This window comes from Streptomyces albofaciens JCM 4342 (assembly GCF_008634025.1).
GTDB classification, from domain to species: Bacteria; Actinomycetota; Actinomycetes; order Streptomycetales; family Streptomycetaceae; genus Streptomyces; species Streptomyces albofaciens.
This window is the reverse complement of sequence record NZ_PDCM01000001.1, coordinates 3289963-3311877: the sequence shown is the minus strand read 5'-3', so window position 1 is coordinate 3311877 and position 21915 is coordinate 3289963. Positions and strand designations below refer to the sequence as shown.

Here is a 21915-nt window from a genome sequence, read left to right as displayed (position 1 = left end):
CGAGTACGCTCCGTGTCCCATGCGACGCCCCCTGCCCCGCCCTTCCTCCGAGCGCCCGCGGGTGCCCGGCAATCTTCCCGCGGAGCTGACCCGGTTCATCGGCCGCGACGGCGAACTCGCCGCGCTGGCCGGGCATCTGGAGTCCGCCCGGCTGGTGGCGCTCACCGGGGTCGGCGGCGTGGGGAAGTCCCGGCTCGCCACCCACGCCGCCAAGCTCTTGCAGGATCGCTTCTGCGATGGGGTGTGGCTGGCCGAGCTGGCTCCGCTGCGCCACGGCCACCTGCTGGACCACGCGGTCGCCGAGGCGCTGGGCCTCGCCGACCACACGGGACGGCCGCCGCGCGCCGCGCTGCGCGACCACCTCGCGGGCCGCGACCTGCTGCTCGTCCTGGACGGCTACGAGCACCTGGTCGACGACTGCGCCGACCTCGCCGCCGACCTGCTGCGGCGCGCGCCCGGCCTGCGCGTGCTGGCGGCGGGCCGGCGCCCGCTCGGCCTGCCCGGCGAACAGAACCTGCCGCTGCCGCCGATGGACGGCCCGGACGCGGCGGGCCTGTTCCACGACCGGGCCGCGGCCGTGGTCCCCGGCTTCACCACGGACGCGGCGGGCGAGGCCGCCGTCGCCGAACTGTGCCGCCGCCTGGACGGCATCCCGCTCGCGCTGGAGTTGGCCGCCGGTCGGCTGCGGGCCCTGTCGGTGGAGCAGCTGCTGCACCGGCTCGACGACCGCTTCCGGCTGCTGACCGGCGGCTATCCCGGTGCCCGCACGAGTCCGCCGGCCCTGATGGGCACGGCCGCGTACCGTCACCAGACACTGCGGACCGCCATCGGCTGGAGCCACGAGCTGTGCACGCCCGCCGAGCGCCTGCTGTGGGCGCGGCTGTCGGTCTTCGCCGGGCAGTTCGACCTGGACGCGGCCGAGTACGTCTGCTCGGGCCCGGACCTGCCGGCGGACGAGCTGGTCGACGTGCTCGGGGAACTGGTGGCCCAGTCGGTGGTCGTACGGGAGGAGACCCCGGCGGGCGTGCGCCACCGGATGCTGGACACCGTCCGGGAGTACGGGGCGGGCTGGCTGGACGCGGCGGGCGACGCCGAACGGCTGCGCCGCCGGCACCGCGACTGGTACGTGGGCCTGGCGACCTGGTGCGAGCTGGACTGGTTCAGCCCGCGGCAGGCCGAGGTGGCCGCCCGTATCGAGTGTGAACTGCCGAATCTGCGGGTCGCGCTGGAATACAGCCTCGACAGTGCCGGGGACGCGCACCTGGGCCAGTACCTGGCGGGCACGCTGTGGTTCTACTGGGTGGGGTGCGGGCGGCTCTCGGAAGGGCGGCACTGGCTCGACCGCTCCCTGGAGCTGGAGGGCGACCACGACGACGCCCGGCTGAAGGCCCTGTGGGTGGTCGGGTACGTGGCGGTGCTCCAGGGCGACACGGTCGGCGCGACGATCGCCCTCCGGGAGTGCCGCGAGGGCGCGGAGCGCACCGATAACGCCACCGCCGCCGCCTACGCCCTGCACCGCACCGGCTGTCTGGCGCTGGTCCGCGACGACATGCCGCGCGCCGAGCGGCTGCTGCGCGAGGCGCTCGGCCGCTACCGGGAGATCGGCGAGCTGAACAGCAACGTGCTGATGGGGCAGGTCGAGCTGGCGATGGCGGTGGCGTTCCAGGGCGACCTCGCGCAGGCGGTGCGGCTGTGCGAGGACGTACGGCAGGTCTGCGACGACCACGGGGAGCGGTGGGCCCTGGCGTACGCGCTGTACGTACTGGGCTATGCGGCCTGGAGCGGGGGCGAGCCGGCGCGGGCCCGTGCCCTGCTGAGCGAGTGTCTGGCCATCGACCACACGTTTCAGGACCTGCTGGGCGCGGTGCTGGCCATCGAGATGCTGGCGCTGATCACGCTGGACGAGGGGGACGCGGCCGAGGCGGCGCTGCTCCAGGGCACCGCCGGGCGGATCTGGCCCTCGGTCGGGCTGCCGCTGTTCGGCTCGCGCCACTTCAACCAGCCGCACCGGCTGTGCGAGGAGCGGGCGCGGGAGGCGCTGGGGGCCGAGCGGTACGGGCACTGTGTGCGGGAAGGCGCCCGGCTGGATCTGGACGCGGCGGTCACCCGGATTCTCGGCGGTGATGCGGCGTCCCGGCCGGACGGCCCCGTACCGGGTCCGCGCTCCGGTACGGGACCGGAACCGCCCCCGGAAACGGACGAACCCGCCGCCTCCCCCTCCGCGAACGGCGGGGAGACGGCGGGCTGAGCACGCGTCCGGCCGCGCGCGGGGCGCGGCCGTGCGGTGTCTACGCCTGGATCAGCGGGCGTAGTACTCGACGACGAGCTGCTCGTCGCAGATCACCGGGATCTCCTTGCGCTGCGGGTCACGGTCCAGGCGGAAGGCCAGGGCCTTGAGGTTGACCTGCAGGTAGCGGGGGGTCTCGCCCTCGGGGGCGTAGCCGCCCTCGCGCGCGACCTGGAAGGGGTGCTTCTCGCGGCTGCGCTCGCGGACCATCACGACGTCGTCGGGACGGACGCGGAAGGACGGCTTGTCGACCTTGCGGTCGTTGACCGCGATGTGGCCGTGGACGACCATCTGACGGGCCTGGTAGATCGTCCGGGCGATGCCCGAACGCAGGACGAGCGCGTCCAGACGGCGCTCAAGCTCGATGATCAGCGCTTCGCCTGTCTTGCCTTCGACCTTCCGAGCGCGGTCGTAGGCGCGCACCATCTGACGCTCGCTGATGTCGTACTGAGCGCGCAGACGCTGCTTCTCCAGCAGACGGACCTTGTAGTCACTGTTCTGCTTGCGGCCACGGCCGTGCTCGCCGGGCGGGTAGGGACGGGCCTCGAAGTACTTGACGGCCTTCGGCGTCAGCGCGATGCCGAGCGCGCGCGACTTCTTGACCTTGGGACGCGACTGGTTCACGTGGAACAGACCTCCATGTAAGTTAGGTTAGGCTTACCTTACTGCGAGGAGAACGCATGTTTCGACCTGGGATCCCCCTGCCCGGTGCTGGTCAGAGCACTGGGATGGGTCAGCCGCGTCCCGTGGAAGACGCCCAGCAGCCAACCGCCGCCGAGCGCGTACGAACCCTCGTCGAGTCCAATGGTATGGCCTCGCTCGGCATCCCCGGAATCGAGGACCCCGACGACGCCGGACTCTCCGCACCAGTATGCCGTACGGTCACCCGTGCCGGTGACGTGCTCCTGCTGGTTCCCGGGGACTCCGCGGCCGCCCGGGCCGCCGCACACGCCCAGGACGACGACCTCACCGCCGTGATGGAGATCACCGACGTGGCACCCGTCTCGGTGCCCCATCGCATCCGCGGCCGGGCCTGGGTCGCCGGCTGGCTCACCCCCGTACGCAACGACGAGCGCGCCCGCGCGGCGATGCTGCTCGCCGAGCGGCACCCCGTCGGCGAACTGCTCGGCATCGGCGAGGCCCTCCAGCCGGACCCGCCGCCGGGCATGTTCGGGCGGCCCGCCTGGATGATGCTGCGCATGGAGGTCGGCGAGGCGGCCGTGGACGACCTGTGGGGCGCGCAGCCCGTGGAACCGGAGGAGTTCGCCGCAGCCGAGCCGGACCCGCTGGCGGCCCACGAGGCGGAGCTGCTCCAGCACCTCCACTCGGCCCACAGCGACCAGGTGCGCGGCCTGTGCACCCTGCTCGGCGACCGCTCCCGGCGCGCCTGCGACTTCCGCGACCGCGCGGTACCGGTGGCCCTGGACCGCTTCGGCCTGCGCGTCCGCTTCACCGACGCCGCCCACCGCTCCTTCGACGCCCGCTTCGACTTCCCGGCCCCGGTCCGGGACGTCTCGGAACTGCGCCGGGCGATGCACACGCTGTTCGACGCGGCGGCCTCGGGATGAACCGCACGGCCGACGGCCCCGGGCGGGACGGATCGGGCCCGCCCGGGGGCATCTGCTACTCCTCGCCGCGCAACCGGCCGCGGACCCGCTCGGTCACCTCCGCGTACCGCGCCTCGGAGCCGTACCGCGTAGGCGTGTAATACCGCTTGCCGTGCACCTCGTCAGGGGCGTACTGCTGTGCCGCGATCCCGCCGGGCAGATCGTGGGGGTACTGGTACCCCTTGCCGTGCCCCAGCTTCTCGGCGCCCTTGTAGTGGCTGTCGCGCAGATGCGGCGGCACCGGGCCGGCGAGCCCGGCCCGTACGTCCGCGAGGGCCGCGTCGATCGCGAGATAGGCCGCGTTGGACTTGGGGGCCAGCGCCAGCGCGATCGTCGCCTGGCTGAGCGTGATCCGGGCCTCCGGGAAGCCGATCATCGCGACGGCCTGCGCCGCGGCCACGGCGGTCTGCAGGGCCGACGGGTCGGCGAGCCCGATGTCCTCGCTCGCCGAGATCATCAGCCGCCGGGCGATGAACCGCGGGTCCTCCCCCGCCTCGATCATCCGCGCCAGGTAGTGCAGCGCCGCGTCCACGTCGGAGCCGCGGATGGACTTGATCAGGGCGCTGGCGACGTCGTAGTGCTGGTCGCCGGCCCGGTCGTACTTCACGGCCGCCCGGTCGACGGACTCCTCCAGGGTCTGGAGGGTGATCTCCTTCTCCCCCTTGGAGATCGCCGATCCGGCCCCGGCCTCCAGCGCCGTGAGCGCGCGGCGGGCGTCGCCGCCGGCAATGCGGAGCAGGTGCGCCTCGGTGTCCTCGGGCAGCGTGACCGCGCCCGCCAGGCCCCGCGCGTCGGTCAGCGCGCGCCGCAGCAGGCCGCGCAGGTCGTCGTCGGTGAGGGGCTCCAGCGTCAGCAGCAGGGAGCGGGAGAGCAGCGGGGAGATCACCGAGAAGTACGGGTTCTCGGTCGTCGCGGCGATCAGCGTCACCCAGCGGTTCTCGACCGCGGGCAGCAGGGAGTCCTGCTGGGCCTTGCTGAAGCGGTGGATCTCGTCCAGGAAGAGGACGGTCTCCTTGCCGTAGCCGCCGGAGGCGCGGCGGGCGCCGTCGATGACGGCACGCACCTCCTTCACGCCCGCGGTGATCGCGGACAGCTCCACGAAGCGCTTGTTCGTGGCCTGGCTGACCACGTACGCGAGCGTCGTCTTGCCGATGCCGGGCGGGCCCCACAGGAAGACGGAGGACGGTCCGGCGGGGCCGCCGTTGCCCTCGCCGACCAGGCGGCGCAGGGGCGAGCCCGGCTTGAGCAGATGCTGCTGGCCGACGACCTCGTCGAGGGTGCGCGGACGCATCCGTACGGCGAGGGGCGACCCCGTGGGATCTTTCTCCTGGCGGTCTTCGGCAGCGGCGGTGAACAGGTCGGGCTCCACGCTCCAGAGCCTAAGCCACCCCACTGACAACGCGGCCGGGGGCCGACCGGTGCGAGCACCGGTCGGCCCCCGGCCGTATTCCACGCCTCAGATCAGGCTGCTCCAGTAGGACCACCACTTGGTGAGGATCAGCAGCGCGATCACGCCGTACCAGAGCACCGGCACGACCCAGTGGAACTCCAGCACCGCCTTGCGCAGCCCCTCCGGCGCCGGGATGATCCCGTGCTTGAGGTTGTGCACGGTGGTGTACCAGAACATCAGGATCGTGACGCACCAGGTCAGCGTGCACCACAGGCACAGCGAGTTGATCACGTACAGCGACTGCGACATCAGCCACATGCAGAAGACGGAGCCCGCGAGGGTGCCGATGTTCAGGCCGATCCAGTACCAGGCGCGGTAGCGGGCGCCCGCGAGCAGCCCGACGCCGATCCCGATGACCGCGCCGAACGCGATGAGGCCGGCGACCGGGTTGGGGAAGCCGAAGACCTCGGCCTGCGGGCTCTGCATCACACTGCCGCAGGAGACGATCGGGCTCAGGCTGCAGGCCGGCTTGAAGTTGGGGTCCTTCAGCAGCTCGATCTTGTCCAAGGTGATCACCCAGGACGCGAGGAGCCCCAGGGCGCTGGTGACCACCAGCAGCCAGGCCAGGCCCCGTCCCGAGCCGACCGTGCCGCCGCCGCGACCGGGGTGACCGTCGCCGGTGGACACGTCGTCAAGCGCTGTCGTCGTCATATCGCCGTTCCGTCGGTGCCTTGGGGAGTGAGCGGAGAGCGCGTGCCAACTGGCGCGCGCCGGGCCCTCATTCTGCCCCAACCGGACACGTCACCACCGTTCGCTGCGCATAAAGGCCCCCTTCCGAGCCACCGCGCGGACGGCGCGCGGGCGGCCGGAAGGGGGCCTCCTACCCGATGACGGGCGCCCCGTACAGAGGCGGACGGGATCAGCCGAGCCGGCGGCGGACCTCTTCGACGACCGCGTCCAGCGCGACCGGCGCCTGCTCGCCGCTCTCCAGGTCCTTGAGCTGGACGACGCCTTCGGCCAGATCGCGCTCACCCGCGACGACCGCGAGACGGGCGCCCGAGCGGTTCGCCGACTTCATGGCGTTCTTCAGCCCCTTGCCGCCGTACGCGAAGTCGGTGGCGACCCCGGCCCGGCGCAGCTCGGTGACCGTGGCGAACAGCGTCCGCCGGGCCTCCTCGCCGAGCGGCACGGCGAAGACCGCCGTGCTCGCGGGCAGCTCCAGCTCGACGCCTTCGGCCTCCAGCGCGAGGACCGTGCGGTCCACGCCGAGCGCCCAGCCCACCGAGGGCAGCGCGGGGCCGCCGATCATCTCGGAGAGGCCGTCGTAGCGCCCGCCGCCGCCGACCGCGGACTGCGAGCCCAGGCCGTCGTGGACGAACTCGAAGGTCGTACGGGTGTAGTAGTCCAGCCCGCGCACCAGCTTCGGGTCGTCCTCGAACGCGACGCCCGCCGCGGTCAGCAGCTCGCGCACCTGCTCGTGGTACGCCTTGCACGCCTCGCACAGGTGGTCGCGCAGCAGCGGCGCGCCGACCAGCTGCTTCTGCACGTCCGCGCGCTTGTCGTCCAGCACCCGCAGCGGGTTGATCTCGGCGCGGCGGCGGGTGTCCTCGTCCAGGTCGAGCCCGTACAGGAACTCCTGGAGGGCGGCCCGGTAGACGGGGCGGCACTCCTTGTCGCCGAGCGAGTTGAGCAGGATGCGGAAGTTCTTCAGGCCCAGCGAGCGGTAGGCGTCGTCGGCCAGGATGATCAGCTCGGCGTCCAGCGCCGGGTCCTCGGCGCCGATGGCCTCCGCGCCGACCTGGGAGAAGTGGCGGTAGCGGCCCTTCTGCGGACGCTCGTAGCGGTAGTACGAACCGGAGTACCAGAGCTTGACGGGGAGGTTGCCCGCCTTGTGCAGGTTGGCCTCCAGCGCGGCGCGCAGTACGGAGGCGGTGCCTTCGGGGCGCAGCGCGAGCTTGTCGCCGCCCTTGGTCTCGAAGGCGTACATCTCCTTGGTCACGATGTCGGTGGACTCGCCGACACCGCGCGCGAACAGCTCGACGTTCTCGAAGCCGGGCGTTTCGATGTACCCGTACCCGGAGCGCTTGAGAGGTCCGGAGATCGCGTCCCGGACCGCCAGGTAGGTGGCGGACTGCGGCGGGATCAGGTCGTAGGTGCCCTTGGGGGCCTTGAAGGTGCTCACGAAGTTCTCGTCACATTCCTCGTCGCGGAGCCGGGCTGTGCGGTGCGCCGTCTCCGAGGCCGGCGGCCACCTCCCGCAGGAACGGGTTGGTGGCGCGCTCGCGGCCGATGGTGGTCTGGGGGCCGTGGCCGGACAGCACGACGGTCTCGTCCTGGAGCGGCAGGCACACGCGCTCCAGCGACCGCAGTATCTCGGCGTGGTCGCCGCCCGGCAGGTCGGTACGTCCGATGGAGCCGGCGAACAGCAGGTCGCCCGAGAAGAAGACCGGCGGAACGTCCGCCTGCTCGGGCATCCGGAAGGTCACCGACCCCTTGGTATGGCCCGGTGCGTGCGCGACCGAGAACTCCAGCCCGGCCAGCTCCAGCTTCGCGCCGTCGCCCAGCTCCTTGACGTCGTCCGGCTCCCCCACGGTCAGCTCGCCCATGAGCTGCTGTCCGATGGAGGCGCCGAGGGCCTTCTCCGGGTCGCTCATCATGTAGCGGTCCTCGGGGTGGATCCAGGCGGGCACGTCGTGCGCGCCGCACACCGGGACGACCGAGGCGACGTGGTCGATGTGGCCGTGGGTGAGGACGACGGCGACGGGCTTGAGCCGGTGCTTCTTCAGCGCTTCCTCGACGCCCGGCGCGGCCCGGTGGCCCGGATCGATGATCACGCACTCCTCACCCGCGGCCGGGGCGACCAGATAACAGTTGGTCCCCCAGGCCCCGGCGGGGAACCCGGCAATGAGCACGTTCGTCCTCAACATTCGACGGCGGCGGACGGATCGCCACGGCGATCCGGAAGATTTCGGCAGTTCCAGAGCCTACCGGCGGCACTCCCACCCGGGCGAACCCGTATACGGTACGGCCCACGGCAGACCTCAGCGCACACCTAGGAGACGACCCGGTGGTCAGCAGCGATCAGCGGCGGCGGCAGCTCGCCCGCGAGAAGTACGAGCGCCAGCGGCAGCGGCGGGACGCGGCCCGGCGCAAGGCCAAGCGCCGCAACGTGATCGTCGCGTCGGCCCTGGCGGTCGCGCTGGCCGCGGGCGCGGCCGCGTACGCCTCGGTCGGGCTGGCCGGCGACGACAACGGCACCACGGACGCCGCGGCGCCGAGCCCCGGCAAGGCCGCCGACCCGTGCGGCAAGCCGGCCCCGGGCTCCCCCTCCAAGAAGACCTGGAAGAAGGAGCCGGAGATGTCCGTCGACACCTCCGCGGCGTACGCGATGAAGCTGGAGACGACCTGCGGCACCATCGGGATCAAGCTGGACGCCGCGAAGGCGCCGCACACCGTCAACTCGTTCAGCTTCCTGGCGGGCGAGAAGTTCTTCGACCACAGCAAGTGCCACCGCCTGGTCGACGAGGGCATCTACGTCCTGCAGTGCGGTGACCCGACCGGGACCGGCGCGGGCACGCCCGGCTACACGATCCCGGACGAGAACCTGAAGGACCCGAAGCTCAAGGGCGACGTCTATCCGGCGGGCACCGTCGCGATGGCGAACCGCTACGACGGCAAGAGCGACAAAACCCGCAACAGCGGCGGCAGTCAGTTCTTCCTCGTCTACCAGGACAGCAAGCTGCCGCCGAACTACACGCCCTTCGGGACGATCACCGAGGGCATGGACGTCCTGAAGAAGATCGCCGGGGCGGGCTCGACCCCGGACCCGTCGACGGGCAACACCGCGCCCAACGCGACGGTCGTGATCAACCGGGCGACGGTCGCGAAATCCTGAACCGGTGCGCCCCCGGGCGCGCCGGAGCCGCCCTCGCGGTGTGCGAACCGCGAAATTTCGGTCGTGCTGGATGCGGACAGCCGGCCCGCCGGTCGCCTAGATTGGCGTTGTGTAGGGTGCCTGCTCCGACGGCTGCCACCCGCACCCGCAAGACACCCGTCGGACCGGCCGGGGCGCTGCCCCGCCGGACAGAAACTGTGGACGATGCCGGGGGGCGACGCGCTCCCGTCGGCATCATGTGGAGGAGGCGCTGTGAGCAGCGACCCATGGGGCCGCGTCGACGAGACGGGGACCGTGTACGTGCGTACCGCCGACGGCGAGAAGGTCGTCGGATCGTGGCAGGCGGGATCCCCCGAAGAGGCCCTCGCCTACTTCGAGCGCAAGTATGAGGGCCTGGTCGTCGAGATCGGCCTCCTCGAACGACGGGTACGGACCACCGACCTGTCCGCCAAGGACGCGATGGCCGCGATCGATCACCTGCGGCAGCAGGTCGACGAGCACCACGCGGTGGGCGACCTGGAGGCACTGCGCAAGCGGCTGGACCAGCTCGTCACCGATGTCGAGGCGCGCCGCGAGGAGCGCAAGGCCCAGAAGGCGCGGCAGAGCGACGAGGCCCGGCAGGCCAAGGAGAAGCTGGTCGCCGAGGCCGAGGAGCTGGCGGCCAGCGAGCAGTGGCGGGCGGCCGGTGAGCGGCTGCGGGCCCTGGTGGACACCTGGAAGAGCCTGCCGCGCCTGGACCGCAAGTCCGACGACGAGCTGTGGCACCGCTTCTCGCACGCCCGCTCGGCGTTCTCCAAGCGGCGCAAGGCGCACTTCGCCTCGCTGGACGCGCAGCGCGAGGAGGCCCGTAAGACCAAGGAGCGGCTGGTCGCCGAGGCCGAGGCGCTGTCCGGCTCGACGGACTGGGGGCCGACCGCGGCCCGCTACCGCGAGCTGATGGCGGACTGGAAGGCCGCGGGCCGCGCCCAGCGCGAGCACGAGGACGACCTGTGGAACCGCTTCCGCGGCGCCCAGGACATCTTCTTCCAGGCGCGCAGCGAGGTGTTCGCGGAGCGCGACGCCGAGCAGCGGGAGAATCTGACGCGCAAGGAGGAGCTGGTCGCCGAGGCCGAGAAGCTGCTCCCGGTCTCGGACCTGAAGGCGGCGCGGGCCGCGTTCCGTTCGATCAACGAGCGGTGGGAGGCCATCGGCCACGTACCGCGGGACGCCCGCCCGAAGATCGAGGGCCGGATGCACGCCGTGGAGCGCGCCATCCAGGAGTCCGAGGAAGCCGAGTGGCGCCGCACGAACCCGGAGGCGCGGGCGCGCGCCGCGGGTCTGACCGGGCAGCTCCAGGACGCGGTCGACAAGCTGCAGAAGCAGATCGACGCGGCGCGCGCTGCGGGCAACGACGCCAAGGCGGACAAGCTCGCCCGTGAGCTGGAGGGCCGCCAGGCGCTGCTGGACCAGGCCCTGAAGGGTCTTGAGGAGTTCGGCGGCTGAGAGGCCGTAGGAGAGGGCCCCGGTACGGAGATCCGTACCGGGGCCCTCCTGCGTGGTCGTTGCCTACGGCCGGCGGGCCGACGTCACGCGGTACACGTCGTACACGCCCTCCACGCTCCGCACCGCCTTCAGGACGTGCCCCAGGTGCTTGGGGTCGCCCATCTCGAAGGTGAAGCGGGAGGTGGCCACCCGGTCGCGGGAGGTCTGGACGGCCGCGGACAGGATGTTGACGTGCTGGTCGGACAGGATGCGGGTGACGTCCGACAGCAGCCGGGACCGGTCCAGCGCCTCGACCTGGATGGCGACCAGGAAGACCGAGGACTGGGTGGGCGCCCACTCGACGTCCAGGATCCGCTCCGGCTGCTTGGACAGCGAGTCGACGTTGACGCAGTCGGCGCGGTGCACCGAGACGCCGTTGCCGCGGGTGACGAAGCCGATGATCGGGTCGCCCGGCACCGGCGTACAGCAGCGGGCCAGCTTCACCCACACGTCCTCGACGCCCTTGACCACCACGCCCGGGTCGGCGCTGGAGCGCCGCTTGGAGCGCGGCCGGATCGGGGTGGACTCGGCGATGTCCTCGGTCGCCTCGTCCTGCCCGCCGAGCGCCTGCACCAGCTTCTGCACCACGCTCTGCGCCGTGACGTGGCCCTCGCCGATGGCGGCGTACAGGGACGAGATGTCCGGATAGCGCATCTCGTGGGCGAGGGTGACCAGCGAGTCGCCGGTGAGGATGCGCTGGATCGGCAGGTTCTGCTTGCGCATCGCGCGGGCGATGGCGTCCTTGCCCTGCTCGATGGCCTCGTCGCGGCGCTCCTTGGAGAACCAGGCACGGATCTTGTTGCGGGCGCGCGGCGACTTCACGAAGCCCAGCCAGTCGCGGGACGGTCCCGCGCCGGGCGCCTTGGAGGTGAAGACCTCCACGAGATCGCCGTTGTCCAGGGTCGATTCGAGCGGTACGAGACGGCCGTTGACCCGGGCGCCTATGGTCCGGTGGCCGACCTCCGTGTGCACCGCGTAGGCGAAGTCCACGGGAGTGGCACCGGCGGGCAGCGCTATGACGTCACCCTTCGGCGTGAAGACGAAGACCTCGTTGCGGGACAGGTCGAAGCGCAGCGACTCCAGGAACTCGCCCGGGTCCTCGGTCTCCTTCTGCCAGTCCAGCAACTGGCGCAGCCACGCCATGTCGTTGACCGTGTCCTGGCCGTCGGCCTTGTTCCTCGGCACGTCCGTCCGCACCTTGGACGCGCCGGCCACGGCCTCCTGCTTGTACTTCCAGTGCGCGGCGATGCCGTACTCCGCGCGCCGGTGCATGTCGAACGTACGGATCTGCAGCTCGACCGGCTTGCCGCTGGGGCCGATCACGGTCGTGTGCAGCGACTGGTACATGTTGAACTTGGGCATCGCGATGTAGTCCTTGAACCGCCCCGGGACCGGGTTCCACCGGGCGTGGACGGTGCCGAGCGCCGCGTAGCAGTCGCGGACGGTGTCGACGAGGACGCGGATGCCCACCAGGTCGTAGATCTCGGCGAAGTCGCGGCCCCGCACGATCATCTTCTGGTAGACGCTGTAGTAGTGCTTGGGCCGGCCGGTGACGGTGGCCTTGATGCGCGCGGCGCGCAGGTCGGCCTGGACCTCGTCGGTCACTATGGCCAGGTACTCGTCCCGCTTGGGGGCGCGCTCGGCGACGAGCCGGACGATCTCGTCGTACATCTTGGGGTAGAGGATCGCGAAGGCGAGGTCCTCCAGCTCCCACTTGATGGTGTTCATGCCCAGGCGGTGCGCCAGCGGAGCGTAGATCTCCAGCGTCTCGCGGGCCTTCTTCTCCTGCTTCTCGCGCTTGAGGTAGCGCATGGTGCGCATGTTGTGCAGCCGGTCGGCCAGCTTGATCACAAGAACCCGCGGGTCCTTGGCCATCGCCACGACCATCTTGCGCACGGTCTCGGCCTGCGCGGCCTCGCCGAACTTGACCTTGTCCAGCTTGGTGACGCCGTCCACCAGCAGCGCGACCTGGTCGCCGAAGTCCCGGCGCAGGGTGTCCAGGCCGTACTCGGTGTCCTCGACGGTGTCGTGCAGCAGGCCCGCCATGAGCGTGGCCGGGTCCATGCCCAGTTCGGCGAGGATCGTGGTGACCGCGAGGGGGTGGGTGATGTACGGGTCGCCGCTCTTGCGCTTCTGGCCGCGGTGCCAGCGCTCGGCGACCTGGTAGGCGCGCTCGACCTGCCGCAGCGTGGCGGCCTCGATCTTGGGGTCGTTGCTGCGCACGATCCGCAGCAGCGGTTCGAGGACGGGGTTGTACGGGCTCTGCCGCTGCACGCCGAGGCGGGCCAGGCGGGCGCGTACCCGGTTCGAGGAGCCGGAACGGCCGGTGTAGACGGGCGGGGTGGGCTTGGCCGGTACGGGCGACGCGGCAGGCCGGACGGCGGGCGGCTGGGACCTGGGCACACCGGTGCCGTCGCTCTGCTGCTGCGCCTTCTGCGTTCCCGAGGCGGCCGCGTCCGCGGGGCCGGGCCGGTCCGGGCGGGCGGACTGCGACGCCCCCGGGCGGAGTCCGGGAGAAAGCGGCTGGGCCTCGTCTGGCAAGAGCACTCCTCAAGGGGGTCCGGACCACAAGACCACGAACCTGGTCAGGGTGCCATGGTAGCGACCTCGGGGCCACGACTCCTGGGCAGCCTCCGCACCTTTACATGGCGACAAAGCACAACAAACGGGCTCGCGAAATTGTTTCCGGGCGTTCTTTCGCCCAGGCCGGGCGAACGGTTTCCGGCCGCGGGAACCCTCCCGGCACGGCTCGCCCGTCCTGGTGCCCCGCACGCCGAAGCGGGCCCCGGGATGCTCCCGGGACCCGCTTCGCTACGGCGTCGTCACATCAGACCGTGATCAGTGCCTCCGTCGGGGCGCCCATCAGGCCCGCCTCCAGCCGCTGCCGCCCGGCCAGGAAGCCCAGCTCCAGCAGGACCGCGACGCCGGCGACCTCGGCCCCGGCCCGGCGGATGAGTTCCAGCGACGCCTCGGCGGTCCCGCCGGTGGCCAGCACGTCGTCGATGACCAGCACCCGTTCGCCCGGCTTGAGGGCATCGGAGTGCATCTCGATCTCGGCCGTGCCGTACTCCAGGTCGTACGCCTGCCGGAGCGTCGCCCCGGGCAGCTTGCCCGCCTTGCGTACGGGGACGAAGCCGATGCCGGCTCGTACGGCGACCGGAGCGGCGAGGATGAAGCCGCGCGCTTCCAGGCCCACGACCTTGTCGGCCGCGTACCGCTCGCACAGCGCGGCGAACGCGTCGGTCAGCGCGCCGAAGGCGGCCGGGTCCGCGAGCAGCGGCGTGATGTCCTTGAAGACCACGCCGGGCTTCGGATAGTCCGGTACGTCCGCGATGCGGCTGAGCAGCAGCTCCCGCAGGCCTTCGGGGGCGCTCATCGGCGCTTGCCCGACGGACGGCCGCGGCCGCGGTTGCGGGACGCGGGCTGGTTGCGCTGGCCGACCATGCCGCTGCCGGCCGCCGCCGTGTCCTCGGCGTCGTCCGCGTCCTGCGGCGCGTCCTCGTCCACGGCGTCCTCCCGCCGCTCCGGCGCGTCGGCCTTGGCGGCGGCCGCGGCGCGCTTCGCACGCACCCGCTTGGCCAGCGCCTTCATCGCCGGGTCGCGCTCCTTGAGGTCGGCGACCAGCGGGGTCGCGATGAAGATCGAGGAGTACGCACCGGCCGCCAGGCCGACGAACAGGGCGAGCGAGATGTCGTTGAGCATCCCGGCGCCGAGCAGGCCGCCACCGACGAAGAGCAGGCCGGCGACCGGCAGCAGCGCCACGACCGTGGTGTTGATGGACCGCACCAGGGTCGAGTTGATGCTGCGGTTGGCCAGCTCGCTGTAGGTGAAGCGGGTCTGCTTGGTGGCGTCCTTCGACGCTTCCTTGAGGCTGTCGAAGACCACGACGGTGTCGTAGAGCGAGTAACCGAGGATCGTCAGCAGACCGATGACGGTGCCCGGGGTGACCTCGAAGCCGACCAGCGCGTACACACCGACGGTGATCGTCAGGTCGTGGATCAGCGCGATCAGGGCCGCCAGCGCCATCCGCCACTCGAAGGCGATGGCCAGGTAGATCACCACGAGGATCATGAAGATCCCCAGACCCATCCAGGCCTTGTTGGCGATCTCCTCGCCCCAGCTGGGGCCGACGAGCTGGGTGTTGATGTCCTTGACCGGGACGTTCAGGTCCTTGGCCAGGGCCTCCTGCACCGGCACGGACTGCTCGGTGTCCAGCTCGCTGATCTGGATGCGCAGACCGCCGTTGCCGAGCTTTTGCACCACGGCCTGGTGGCCCTCGGCCGCGGCCTCGGCCTTGTGCTCCGCCTCGGCGGAGGACACGCTCGTCTTCGGCGTGGTGAAGACCGCGCCGCCGGAGAACTCGATGCCCATGTTCAGGCCGCGCACCGCCAGGCCGACGATGGCCGTGATGGTGATCAGGATCGAGATGCCGTACCAGATCTTCCGCTTGCCGATGAAGTCGTAACCGACCTCGCCGCGGTAGAGCCGGGCGCCGATGTTGCCGAGCTTCGACATCTCACGCCTCCTTCGTCTCGGTGGGGGCGGTGGTGCGACGGCGGCGCAGCGGCGGCTTGGCACCCAGGCGCTTGGGGTCCAGTCCGGACCAGGGGTGGCCGTTGGCGAAGAACTTCCGCCGGGCCAGCAGGGTCATCAGGGGCTTGGTGAAGAAGAAGACCACGACGACGTCCAGGAGGGTGGTCAGGCCCAGCGTGAACGCGAAGCCCTTCACCTTGCCGACGGTGACGATGAACAGCACGAACGCGGCCAGGAACGACACGAAGTCGGAGACCAGGATCGTGCGCCGGGCCCGCGGCCAGCCGCGCTCGACGGCCGGGCGCAGCGTGCGGCCCTCGCGGATCTCGTCCCGGATGCGTTCGAAGTAGACGATGAAGGAGTCCGCGGTGATGCCGATGGCGACGATGGCACCGCAGACGGCCGGCAGGTTCAGCGCGAAGCCGATGGCCGGGCCCAGCAACGTCATGATCGTGTACGTGAGGACCGCGGAGACCCCGAGGCTCGCCAGCGCGACCAGCGCCAGCCCGCGGTAGTAGGCGACCAGGTAGACGACGACCAGCGCGAGGCCGATGGCGCCCGCGATCAGGCCGGCCTCCAGCTGCTCGCCACCGAGCGCCGCGGTGACCGTGGTCTCGTCGGCGATCTTGAAGGAGAGCGGCAGGGCACCGTAGGACAGCATGTTCGCCAGGTCCTCGGCGCTCTGCTGGGTGAAGCCGCCGGAGATGGTGGCCTGCCCGCCGGGAATGGCCTTGCTGACGGACGGGGCCGAGATGGTCTGGCCGTCGAGCACGATGGCGAACTGGTTCTGCGGCTGCGCCTTGGCGGCGAGCTTGCCGGTGACGTCCGCGAACTTCTTGCCGCCGGCGCCGGTGAAGTCCATCTGGACGATCCAGCCCTGGCCCGACTGGGCCTCGAACACCGCGGAGGCGTCCTTGACGTCGGTGCCCTCGACGGCGACCGGGCCCAGCGCGTACTTCTGCGTGCCGTCCTCCTTGCAGGAGACGACCTGGTCGGTGGGCTTGGCGTTGGCGGCCTTCTCGCTGGCCTGCGAGCGCGACTTCTCGGTGGAGCAGTCCAGGTCGGCGAGCTGCTTCTGCAGCGCGGCCGGGATCTCGTCGGCGCCCGTGGAAGGCTGCGGCGACGGGGAGCCGCTCGGCTCGGCCGAGGGGCTGCCGGAGGCGCTCGGCGTCTCGGACGGGCCCTTCTTGAGGGCGCTGGTCACGGCGCGGCCCTGGGTGGTGCTGCTCGCGGACGGCGTCGCGGAGGGCTTCCCCTCCGCCTTCTCGCCGTCCTTCTTGTCGTCACCCTTCTTCCCGTCGTCCTTCTTGCCGCTGCTCGCGGAAGGGCTGGGGGTGGGGGTGGCCGACGGCGTCTTCGTACCGGCGGCGGCGGTCAGCACCGGCCGGAAGGCGAGCTGAGCGGTGGTACCGACCTGCTGGCGGGCCTGCTTCGCGTCCGTCCCCTTGGGGATGTTGACGACGATGTGGTTGGTGCCCTGGGTCTGGACCTCGGCCTCGGACACACCGAGACCGTTGACCCGCCGCTCCATGATGCCCGCGGCGGTCTTCATGTTGGTCTCGTTGATCGCGTTGGGCTTGCCGGGCTGGTTGCGGGCCTGGAGCGTGAAGCTCGTGCCGCCCGCGAGGTCGATGCCCAGCCTGGGCGTCGAGGTCCCGGAGGCGAACATGCCGCCGACCAGCGCCGCCATGGCGATCATGATCAGGACCAGGGTGCGCCCCGGCCTTCCCTGGCCCCCAGGAGACCTGCGGCCCTTTTTCGGTGCTGCCACCTTCTCGTATCTCCCTGTCCAACCGCCCGGCACGATCAGCGTGCCGGGCGGCCACGAAGTGTAGTGGGGACGTGCCCCCGCCGGAGCCTAGACCGTCCGGGAACCGCGGTGCACCGCTCGAACGGCGCGCCGCGGCTCCGTCGGCGCGTGGCTACTTCGCGTCGGCGCCGCCGTCCTTCTTGTCGGCCTTGCCCGCCTGCGCGCCGGTACCGGCCTCGCCGGCGTCCTCGGCCTTCTCGGAGACCTCGGCGTCGTCGGCCTTCGCGGCGTCCTTCGCGTCGGCGGCGGGCTCGGACTTGGAGAGGTCGGCCTTCGGCGACTTGTCCAGGTTCGCGGGCTTGTCGTCGGCCTTGTCGTCCGCGGCGGTGGCGGCCGGGGCGGCCTCGGTCAGCGAGGAGGCGTCGTCCGGGACGACCGGGTGGTCCTTGCCCTCGGCGCCGTCGAGGATGCGGTTGTACTCCTCGTCCGCGAGGACCGCGCCGACCGCGTTCTTGGCGTAGAGGGCGTGCACGCCCGGGGCCACCTCAAGGAGGACGGTGTCGTCGTGGATCTCCTTGACGGTGGCGTACATGCCCCCAATCGTCCGGATGCCGGTGCCGGGCTGCATCTCGTCGCGCATCTGCGCCGCCTGCTGCTGCTTCTTCTTGGCGGAGCGGGTCATCAGGAACATGGCCCCGATGAGGACGATGAAGGGGAGGAGAGTCACGATACTCACGGGACGGAAATCCTTCGCACGACCGCTGCGCGGCGGTCTGATATACGGGGGTGGGAATGCCGGACCATACGGTCGGCATCGGCGGAGTCTAAGCGAGTCCGCACCAGTGGAACAACGCCCAGCATGGCACCGCGGTTCCTGACCCGGCGAGTCCCCGCGCCGTCACGCCCCGAAGAGGCCCTGCTGCCCGGTGCCCCCTGCCTGCTGGTGGGGCGGGGTCAGGCCCAGGTGGGCCCACGCGGCGGGGGTGGCGATGCGGCCCCGGGGGGTACGGGCGAGCAGGCCCTCCCGTACGAGGAACGGTTCGGCGACCTCCTCGACCGTCTCACGCTCCTCCCCCACCGCGACCGCCAGGGTGGACAGGCCCACCGGACCGCCGCCGAACAGCTTGAGCAGCGCGGTCAGCACCGCGCGGTCCAGGCGGTCCAGGCCGCGGCCGTCGACCTCGTAGACGTCCAGGGCCTGGGCGGCGATGTCCCTGGTGATCACTCCGTCCGCCTTGACCTGGGCGTAGTCGCGCACGCGGCGCAGCAGGCGGTTGGCGATGCGGGGGGTGCCGCGGGAGCGGCCGGCGATCTCCGCGGCGCCCTCGGCTTCTATGTGGACGTCGAGCAGGCCGGCGGAGCGGTGGATGACGCGTTCCAGTTCGCCGGGGGCGTAGAACTCCATGTGAGCGGTGAAGCCGAAGCGGTCGCGCAGCGGCGGGGGCAGCAGCCCGGCCCGGGTGGTGGCGCCGACCAGGGTGAAGGGCGGCAGCTCCAGGGGGATGGCGGTGGCTCCGGGGCCCTTGCCGACGATCACGTCGACGCGGAAGTCCTCCATGGCCATGTAGAGCATTTCCTCGGCGGGCCGGGACATCCGGTGGATCTCGTCGAGGAAGAGCACCTCGCCCTCCTGGAGGGAGGACAGGATCGCGGCCAGGTCGCCGGCGTGCTGGATGGCGGGGCCCGAGGTGATGCGGATCGGGGCGCCCATCTCGGCCGCGATGATCATGGAGAGGGTGGTCTTGCCGAGGCCGGGGGCGCCGGAGAGCAGGACGTGGTCGGCGGTGGCGCCGCGGGCGCGGGCCGCGCGCAGCACCAGGTCGAGCTGTTCGCGCACCCGCTCCTGGCCGACGAACTCCTCAAGGTCCTTGGGGCGCAGGGCGGCCTCGACCGCGGTGTCCTCGCCGTCCGCGTCGGGCCCCACCAGCCGGTCGCGCTCGTCCGCACCGCCCTGGAGCTCGGTGGGCTCGTCCCAGTTCACTGCGTCCTGCCTCACGTGGTCGTACCGGCGCGGTCGGCCGGCTTCGCGTCGCGCTTCTTACGGGGGTGGTGGCCGGGGGTGCCGGCCCGGGCTCGCACCGGACTCACCGGGCCCGGTTCAGCGACTGGAGGGCCGCCTTGAGCAGCTGCGACACCTGGGGTGCCGTGCCCTCGGCGAGTGCCGCCTCGGCCTGCGGCGCGACGGCGGCCACCGCCTCGTCGGCCTCGCGGGTGGCGTAGCCGAGGCCGATCAGCGCGGCGTGCAGCTGGTCGCTCCACCCGGCCGTCACGGCGCTGCCGACGCCCGCGGCGCCCGTGCCGACGGGGGCGCCGAGCCGGTCCTTCAGCTCCAGCAGCAGCTTCTGGGCACCCTTCTTGCCGATGCCGGGCACGGCCGTGAGGGTCTTCTCGTCGCCGTTGGCGACGGCGCGGCGCAGGGTGTCCGGGGAGTGCACCGCGAGCATGGCCTGCGCCAGGCGGGGGCCCACACCGCTGGCGGTCTGGAGCAGCTCGAACGTCTGGCGCTCGTCGTCGTCGGCGAAGCCGTACAGGGTGAGCGAGTCTTCCCGTACGACGAGGGAGGTGGCCAGTCTGGCCTGCTGGCCGACGCGCAGCCCGGACAGGGTGCCGGGGGTGCACTGGACGGCCATGCCGATGCCGCCGACCTCCACGACGGCGGTGTCCGGTGCCAGGGCCGCGACCGGGCCGGAGACGAAGGCGATCATCGGGTGCCCTTCTGGGGTGCCTCGGAGCGCGGTCCGAGAGCGCGTGCGGGAGTACGTCGGACGCCGGCCGGCGCCGGGCGGGCCCGGGCGGCGGCCTGGGCCTGCTGGAGGCGGCTGGCCGCGTGGGCCTGCTGGAGGCGGTTGACGGCGGGGGCGCGCCAGATGTGGCAGATGGCCAGCGCGAGCGCGTCCGCCGCGTCGGCCGGCTTCGGCGGCGCGTCCAGCCGGAGCAGCCGGGTGACCATGGCTCCGACCTGCGCCTTGTCGGCGCGGCCGGACCCCGTCACGGCGGCCTTGACCTCACTGGGGGTGTGCAGCGCGACCGGCAGCCCGCGGCGCGCGGCACACAGCATGGCGACGGCGCTCGCCTGGGCGGTGCCCATGACCGTGCGGACGTTGTGCTGGCTGAAGACGCGCTCGACGGCGACGCAGTCGGGCCGCTGCTCGTCGAGCCATTCCTCTATGCCGCGCTCGATGAGGACCAGGCGGTGCGCGATGTCGGCGTCGGCGGGCGTCCGTACGACACCCACGCCGGCCATCGTGAGCGGGCGGCCCGCGACGCCGTCGACCACGCCGACACCGCAGCGGGTCAGCCCCGGGTCCACCCCCAGCACCTTCATCGGCCCGCTCCCCCACTTCTCCGGTGGACCACCTGTTCGACGCGGGGCTGCGTAACCCCTGATCAGCACAGTATCGGCTGCCACTGACAACGCAGGACGGGCCGGCGGGGTGTGTCCCCGCCGGCCCGCCGCCGCGCGCGCAGCCGTCCGCCCGTCAGGCGTCGACCTTGGCCATGACGTCGTCGGAGACGTCGAAGTTGGCGAAGACGTTCTGCACGTCGTCGCTGTCCTCCAGCGCGTCGATCAGCTTGAAGATCTTGCGCGCGCCCTCTTCGTCCAGCTCGACCTGCATGGTCGGCACGAAGTTGGTGTCGGCCGAGTCGTAGTCGATGCCCTCCTTCTGGAGCGCGGTGCGGACCGCGACCAGGTCGGTGGCCTCGCTGAGCACCTCGAAGGACTCACCGAGGTCGTTGACCTCCTCGGCACCCGCGTCCAGGACCGCGCCCAGCACGTCGTCCTCGGTCAGCTCGCCCTTGGGGACGATCACCACGCCCTTGCGGTTGAACAGGTACGACACCGAACCCGGGTCGGCCATCGAACCGCCGTTGCGGGTCATGGCCACGCGGACGTCGGAGGCGGCGCGGTTGCGGTTGTCGGTCAGGCACTCGATGAGCACCGCGACGCCGTTGGGGCCGTAGCCCTCGTACATGATCGTCTCGTACTCGGCGCCGCCGGCCTCAAGACCGCCACCGCGCTTGATCGCCGAGTCGATGTTCTTGTTCGGGACCGACTGCTTCTTCGCCTTCTGGACGGCGTCGTAGAGCGTCGGGTTGCCGTCCAGGTCGACGCCGCCCATACGGGCCGCGACCTCGATGTTCTTGATCAGCTTCGCGAAGAGCTTGCCGCGCTTGGCGTCGATCACGGCCTTCTTGTGCTTCGTCGTAGCCCATTTAGAGTGGCCGGACATCCGCCTGTCTCCTTCGCGTAACCAGATTGAGAAACGAACGCCACAGATCCTACCGGGACGGGATCGGGCCGCCGCACACCCGAGGCGGCCCGGTCCCGGGGCGGACCGTCAGGCGCTGCGCACCAGGTCCACGAAGGACGCGTGCACCCGGTGGTCGCCGGTGAGTTCCGGGTGGAAGGACGTGGCGAGGACGTTACCCTGCCGGACCGCCACCGTGTGCCCGTCGTACGTGGCCAGCACCTCGACGGCGGCGCCCGTCGACTCGACCCAGGGCGCCCGGATGAAGACGCCCTCGACCGGCCCGCCCTCGACACCGGCCATCTCGACGGCCGCCTCGAAGGACTCGTTCTGCCGCCCGAACGCGTTACGGCGCACGATCATGTCGATGCCGCCCAGGGTCTCCTGGTCCGCGCGTCCGTCCAGCAGCTTGTCGGCCAGCATGATCATGCCCGCGCAGGTGCCGTAGACCGGCTTCCCGGAGCGCACGAACGCCCGCAGCGGCTCCAGCATCCCGAAGACGACCGCCAGCTTGGACATGGTCGTCGACTCGCCGCCCGGTATGACCAGGCCGTCGACCTCGTCCAGCTCCTCGGCCCGGCGCACCGGCCTGGCCAGGGCGTCCGCGGTCGCCAGCGCCGTCAGGTGCTCGCGCACATCGCCCTGAAGGGCCAGCACACCGATGGTGGGAGTACGCATCCCC

The 21915-nt window shown here is 71.6% G+C and carries 19 protein-coding genes; 4 read left to right on the top strand and 15 right to left on the bottom strand.

The features are described 5' to 3' along the window. Nucleotides 1-19: 19 nt before the first annotated feature. The gene (locus CP973_RS14905; RefSeq protein WP_150240934.1) at nt 20-2248 is read left to right on the top strand and encodes an ATP-binding protein; all 2229 of its coding nucleotides are present in this window, start codon (nt 20-22) and stop codon (nt 2246-2248) included. A 51-nt stretch (nt 2249-2299) separates the two neighbouring features. On the opposite strand, the gene rpsD is transcribed toward CP973_RS14905, so the two are convergent. Further along, nucleotides 2300-2911 (bottom strand): 30S ribosomal protein S4, encoded by a 612-nt coding sequence (gene rpsD / locus CP973_RS14900; RefSeq protein ID WP_003984683.1) that lies wholly within the window; start codon nt 2909-2911, stop codon nt 2300-2302. Nucleotides 2912-3096: 185 nt separating this feature from the next. Between rpsD and CP973_RS14895 the strand changes: the two genes are divergently transcribed. Further along, nucleotides 3097-3855 (top strand): DUF2470 domain-containing protein, encoded by a 759-nt coding sequence (locus tag CP973_RS14895; RefSeq protein ID WP_150243598.1) that lies wholly within the window; start codon nt 3097-3099, stop codon nt 3853-3855. 55 nt (nt 3856-3910) lie between these two features. On the opposite strand, the gene CP973_RS14890 is transcribed toward CP973_RS14895, so the two are convergent. From CP973_RS14890 to CP973_RS14875, 4 genes are all read right to left on the bottom strand, one after another. Beyond that, nucleotides 3911-5263, bottom strand: a complete 1353-nt coding sequence (locus tag CP973_RS14890) for a replication-associated recombination protein A (protein ID WP_150240932.1) — start codon at nt 5261-5263, stop codon at nt 3911-3913. A gap of 87 nt (nt 5264-5350) precedes the next feature. Next, nucleotides 5351-5995 carry a vitamin K epoxide reductase family protein gene (locus tag CP973_RS14885; RefSeq protein ID WP_150240930.1) on the bottom strand — a complete coding sequence of 215 codons (645 nt, stop codon included), beginning with the start codon at nt 5993-5995 and terminating at the stop codon, nt 5351-5353. Between the two features lie 208 nt (nt 5996-6203). Beyond that, a complete protein-coding gene (hisS, locus tag CP973_RS14880) occupies nt 6204-7466 on the bottom strand; it encodes a histidine--tRNA ligase (RefSeq protein WP_150240928.1) in 1263 nt (420 codons plus the stop codon). Nucleotides 7467-7476: 10 nt separating this feature from the next. Next, nucleotides 7477-8196 (bottom strand): MBL fold metallo-hydrolase, encoded by a 720-nt coding sequence (locus CP973_RS14875; RefSeq protein WP_150240926.1) that lies wholly within the window; start codon nt 8194-8196, stop codon nt 7477-7479. Nucleotides 8197-8351: 155 nt separating this feature from the next. On the opposite strand from CP973_RS14875, the gene CP973_RS14870 reads away from it, so the two are divergent. Both CP973_RS14870 and CP973_RS14865 read left to right on the top strand, forming a co-directional pair. After that, nucleotides 8352-9179: a peptidylprolyl isomerase gene (locus CP973_RS14870; protein WP_150240924.1), complete on the top strand. Its 828-nt coding sequence runs from the start codon at nt 8352-8354 to the stop codon at nt 9177-9179. A gap of 252 nt (nt 9180-9431) precedes the next feature. Then, nucleotides 9432-10661, top strand: a complete 1230-nt coding sequence (locus tag CP973_RS14865) for a DUF349 domain-containing protein (protein WP_150240922.1) — start codon at nt 9432-9434, stop codon at nt 10659-10661. Between the two features lie 63 nt (nt 10662-10724). Here CP973_RS14865 and CP973_RS14860 read toward each other — a convergent pair whose 3' ends face one another. The 10 genes from CP973_RS14860 to pdxT form a co-directional block, all read right to left on the bottom strand. Further along, nucleotides 10725-13241, bottom strand: a complete 2517-nt coding sequence (locus CP973_RS14860; protein ID WP_150240920.1) for a RelA/SpoT family protein — start codon at nt 13239-13241, stop codon at nt 10725-10727. Nucleotides 13242-13527: 286 nt separating this feature from the next. Next, nucleotides 13528-14076, bottom strand: a complete 549-nt coding sequence (locus CP973_RS14855; protein WP_150240918.1) for an adenine phosphoribosyltransferase — start codon at nt 14074-14076, stop codon at nt 13528-13530. Further along, entirely contained in the window at nt 14073-15215 is a 1143-nt protein-coding gene (secF, locus tag CP973_RS14850; protein ID WP_150240916.1) for a protein translocase subunit SecF, read from the bottom strand. Before secF ends, CP973_RS14855 begins: the two co-directional genes overlap by 4 nt. A 1-nt stretch (nt 15216) precedes the next feature. Beyond that, the gene (gene secD / locus CP973_RS14845; RefSeq protein WP_150240914.1) at nt 15217-17004 is read right to left on the bottom strand and encodes a protein translocase subunit SecD; all 1788 of its coding nucleotides are present in this window, start codon (nt 17002-17004) and stop codon (nt 15217-15219) included. A 151-nt stretch (nt 17005-17155) separates the two neighbouring features. After that, complete coding sequence (gene yajC, locus CP973_RS14840) at nt 17156-17719, bottom strand: preprotein translocase subunit YajC (RefSeq protein WP_150240912.1); 564 nt, start codon at nt 17717-17719, stop codon at nt 17156-17158. 162 nt (nt 17720-17881) lie between these two features. Then, on the bottom strand, nt 17882-18964 hold the full coding sequence (ruvB, locus tag CP973_RS14835; protein WP_150243596.1) for a Holliday junction branch migration DNA helicase RuvB: 1083 nt from the start codon (nt 18962-18964) through the stop codon (nt 17882-17884). Nucleotides 18965-19067: 103 nt separating this feature from the next. Next, entirely contained in the window at nt 19068-19688 is a 621-nt protein-coding gene (ruvA, locus tag CP973_RS14830; protein ID WP_150240910.1) for a Holliday junction branch migration protein RuvA, read from the bottom strand. Continuing rightward, the gene (ruvC, locus tag CP973_RS14825) at nt 19685-20308 is read right to left on the bottom strand and encodes a crossover junction endodeoxyribonuclease RuvC (RefSeq protein ID WP_150240908.1); all 624 of its coding nucleotides are present in this window, start codon (nt 20306-20308) and stop codon (nt 19685-19687) included. The genes ruvA and ruvC overlap by 4 nt, the downstream gene beginning before the upstream one ends. Nucleotides 20309-20462: 154 nt before the next feature. Continuing rightward, a complete protein-coding gene (locus CP973_RS14820) occupies nt 20463-21215 on the bottom strand; it encodes a YebC/PmpR family DNA-binding transcriptional regulator (RefSeq protein ID WP_150240906.1) in 753 nt (250 codons plus the stop codon). A gap of 108 nt (nt 21216-21323) precedes the next feature. Continuing rightward, nucleotides 21324-21911: a pyridoxal 5'-phosphate synthase glutaminase subunit PdxT gene (gene pdxT / locus CP973_RS14815; RefSeq protein WP_150240903.1), complete on the bottom strand. Its 588-nt coding sequence runs from the start codon at nt 21909-21911 to the stop codon at nt 21324-21326. Nucleotides 21912-21915: the final 4 nt, after the last annotated feature.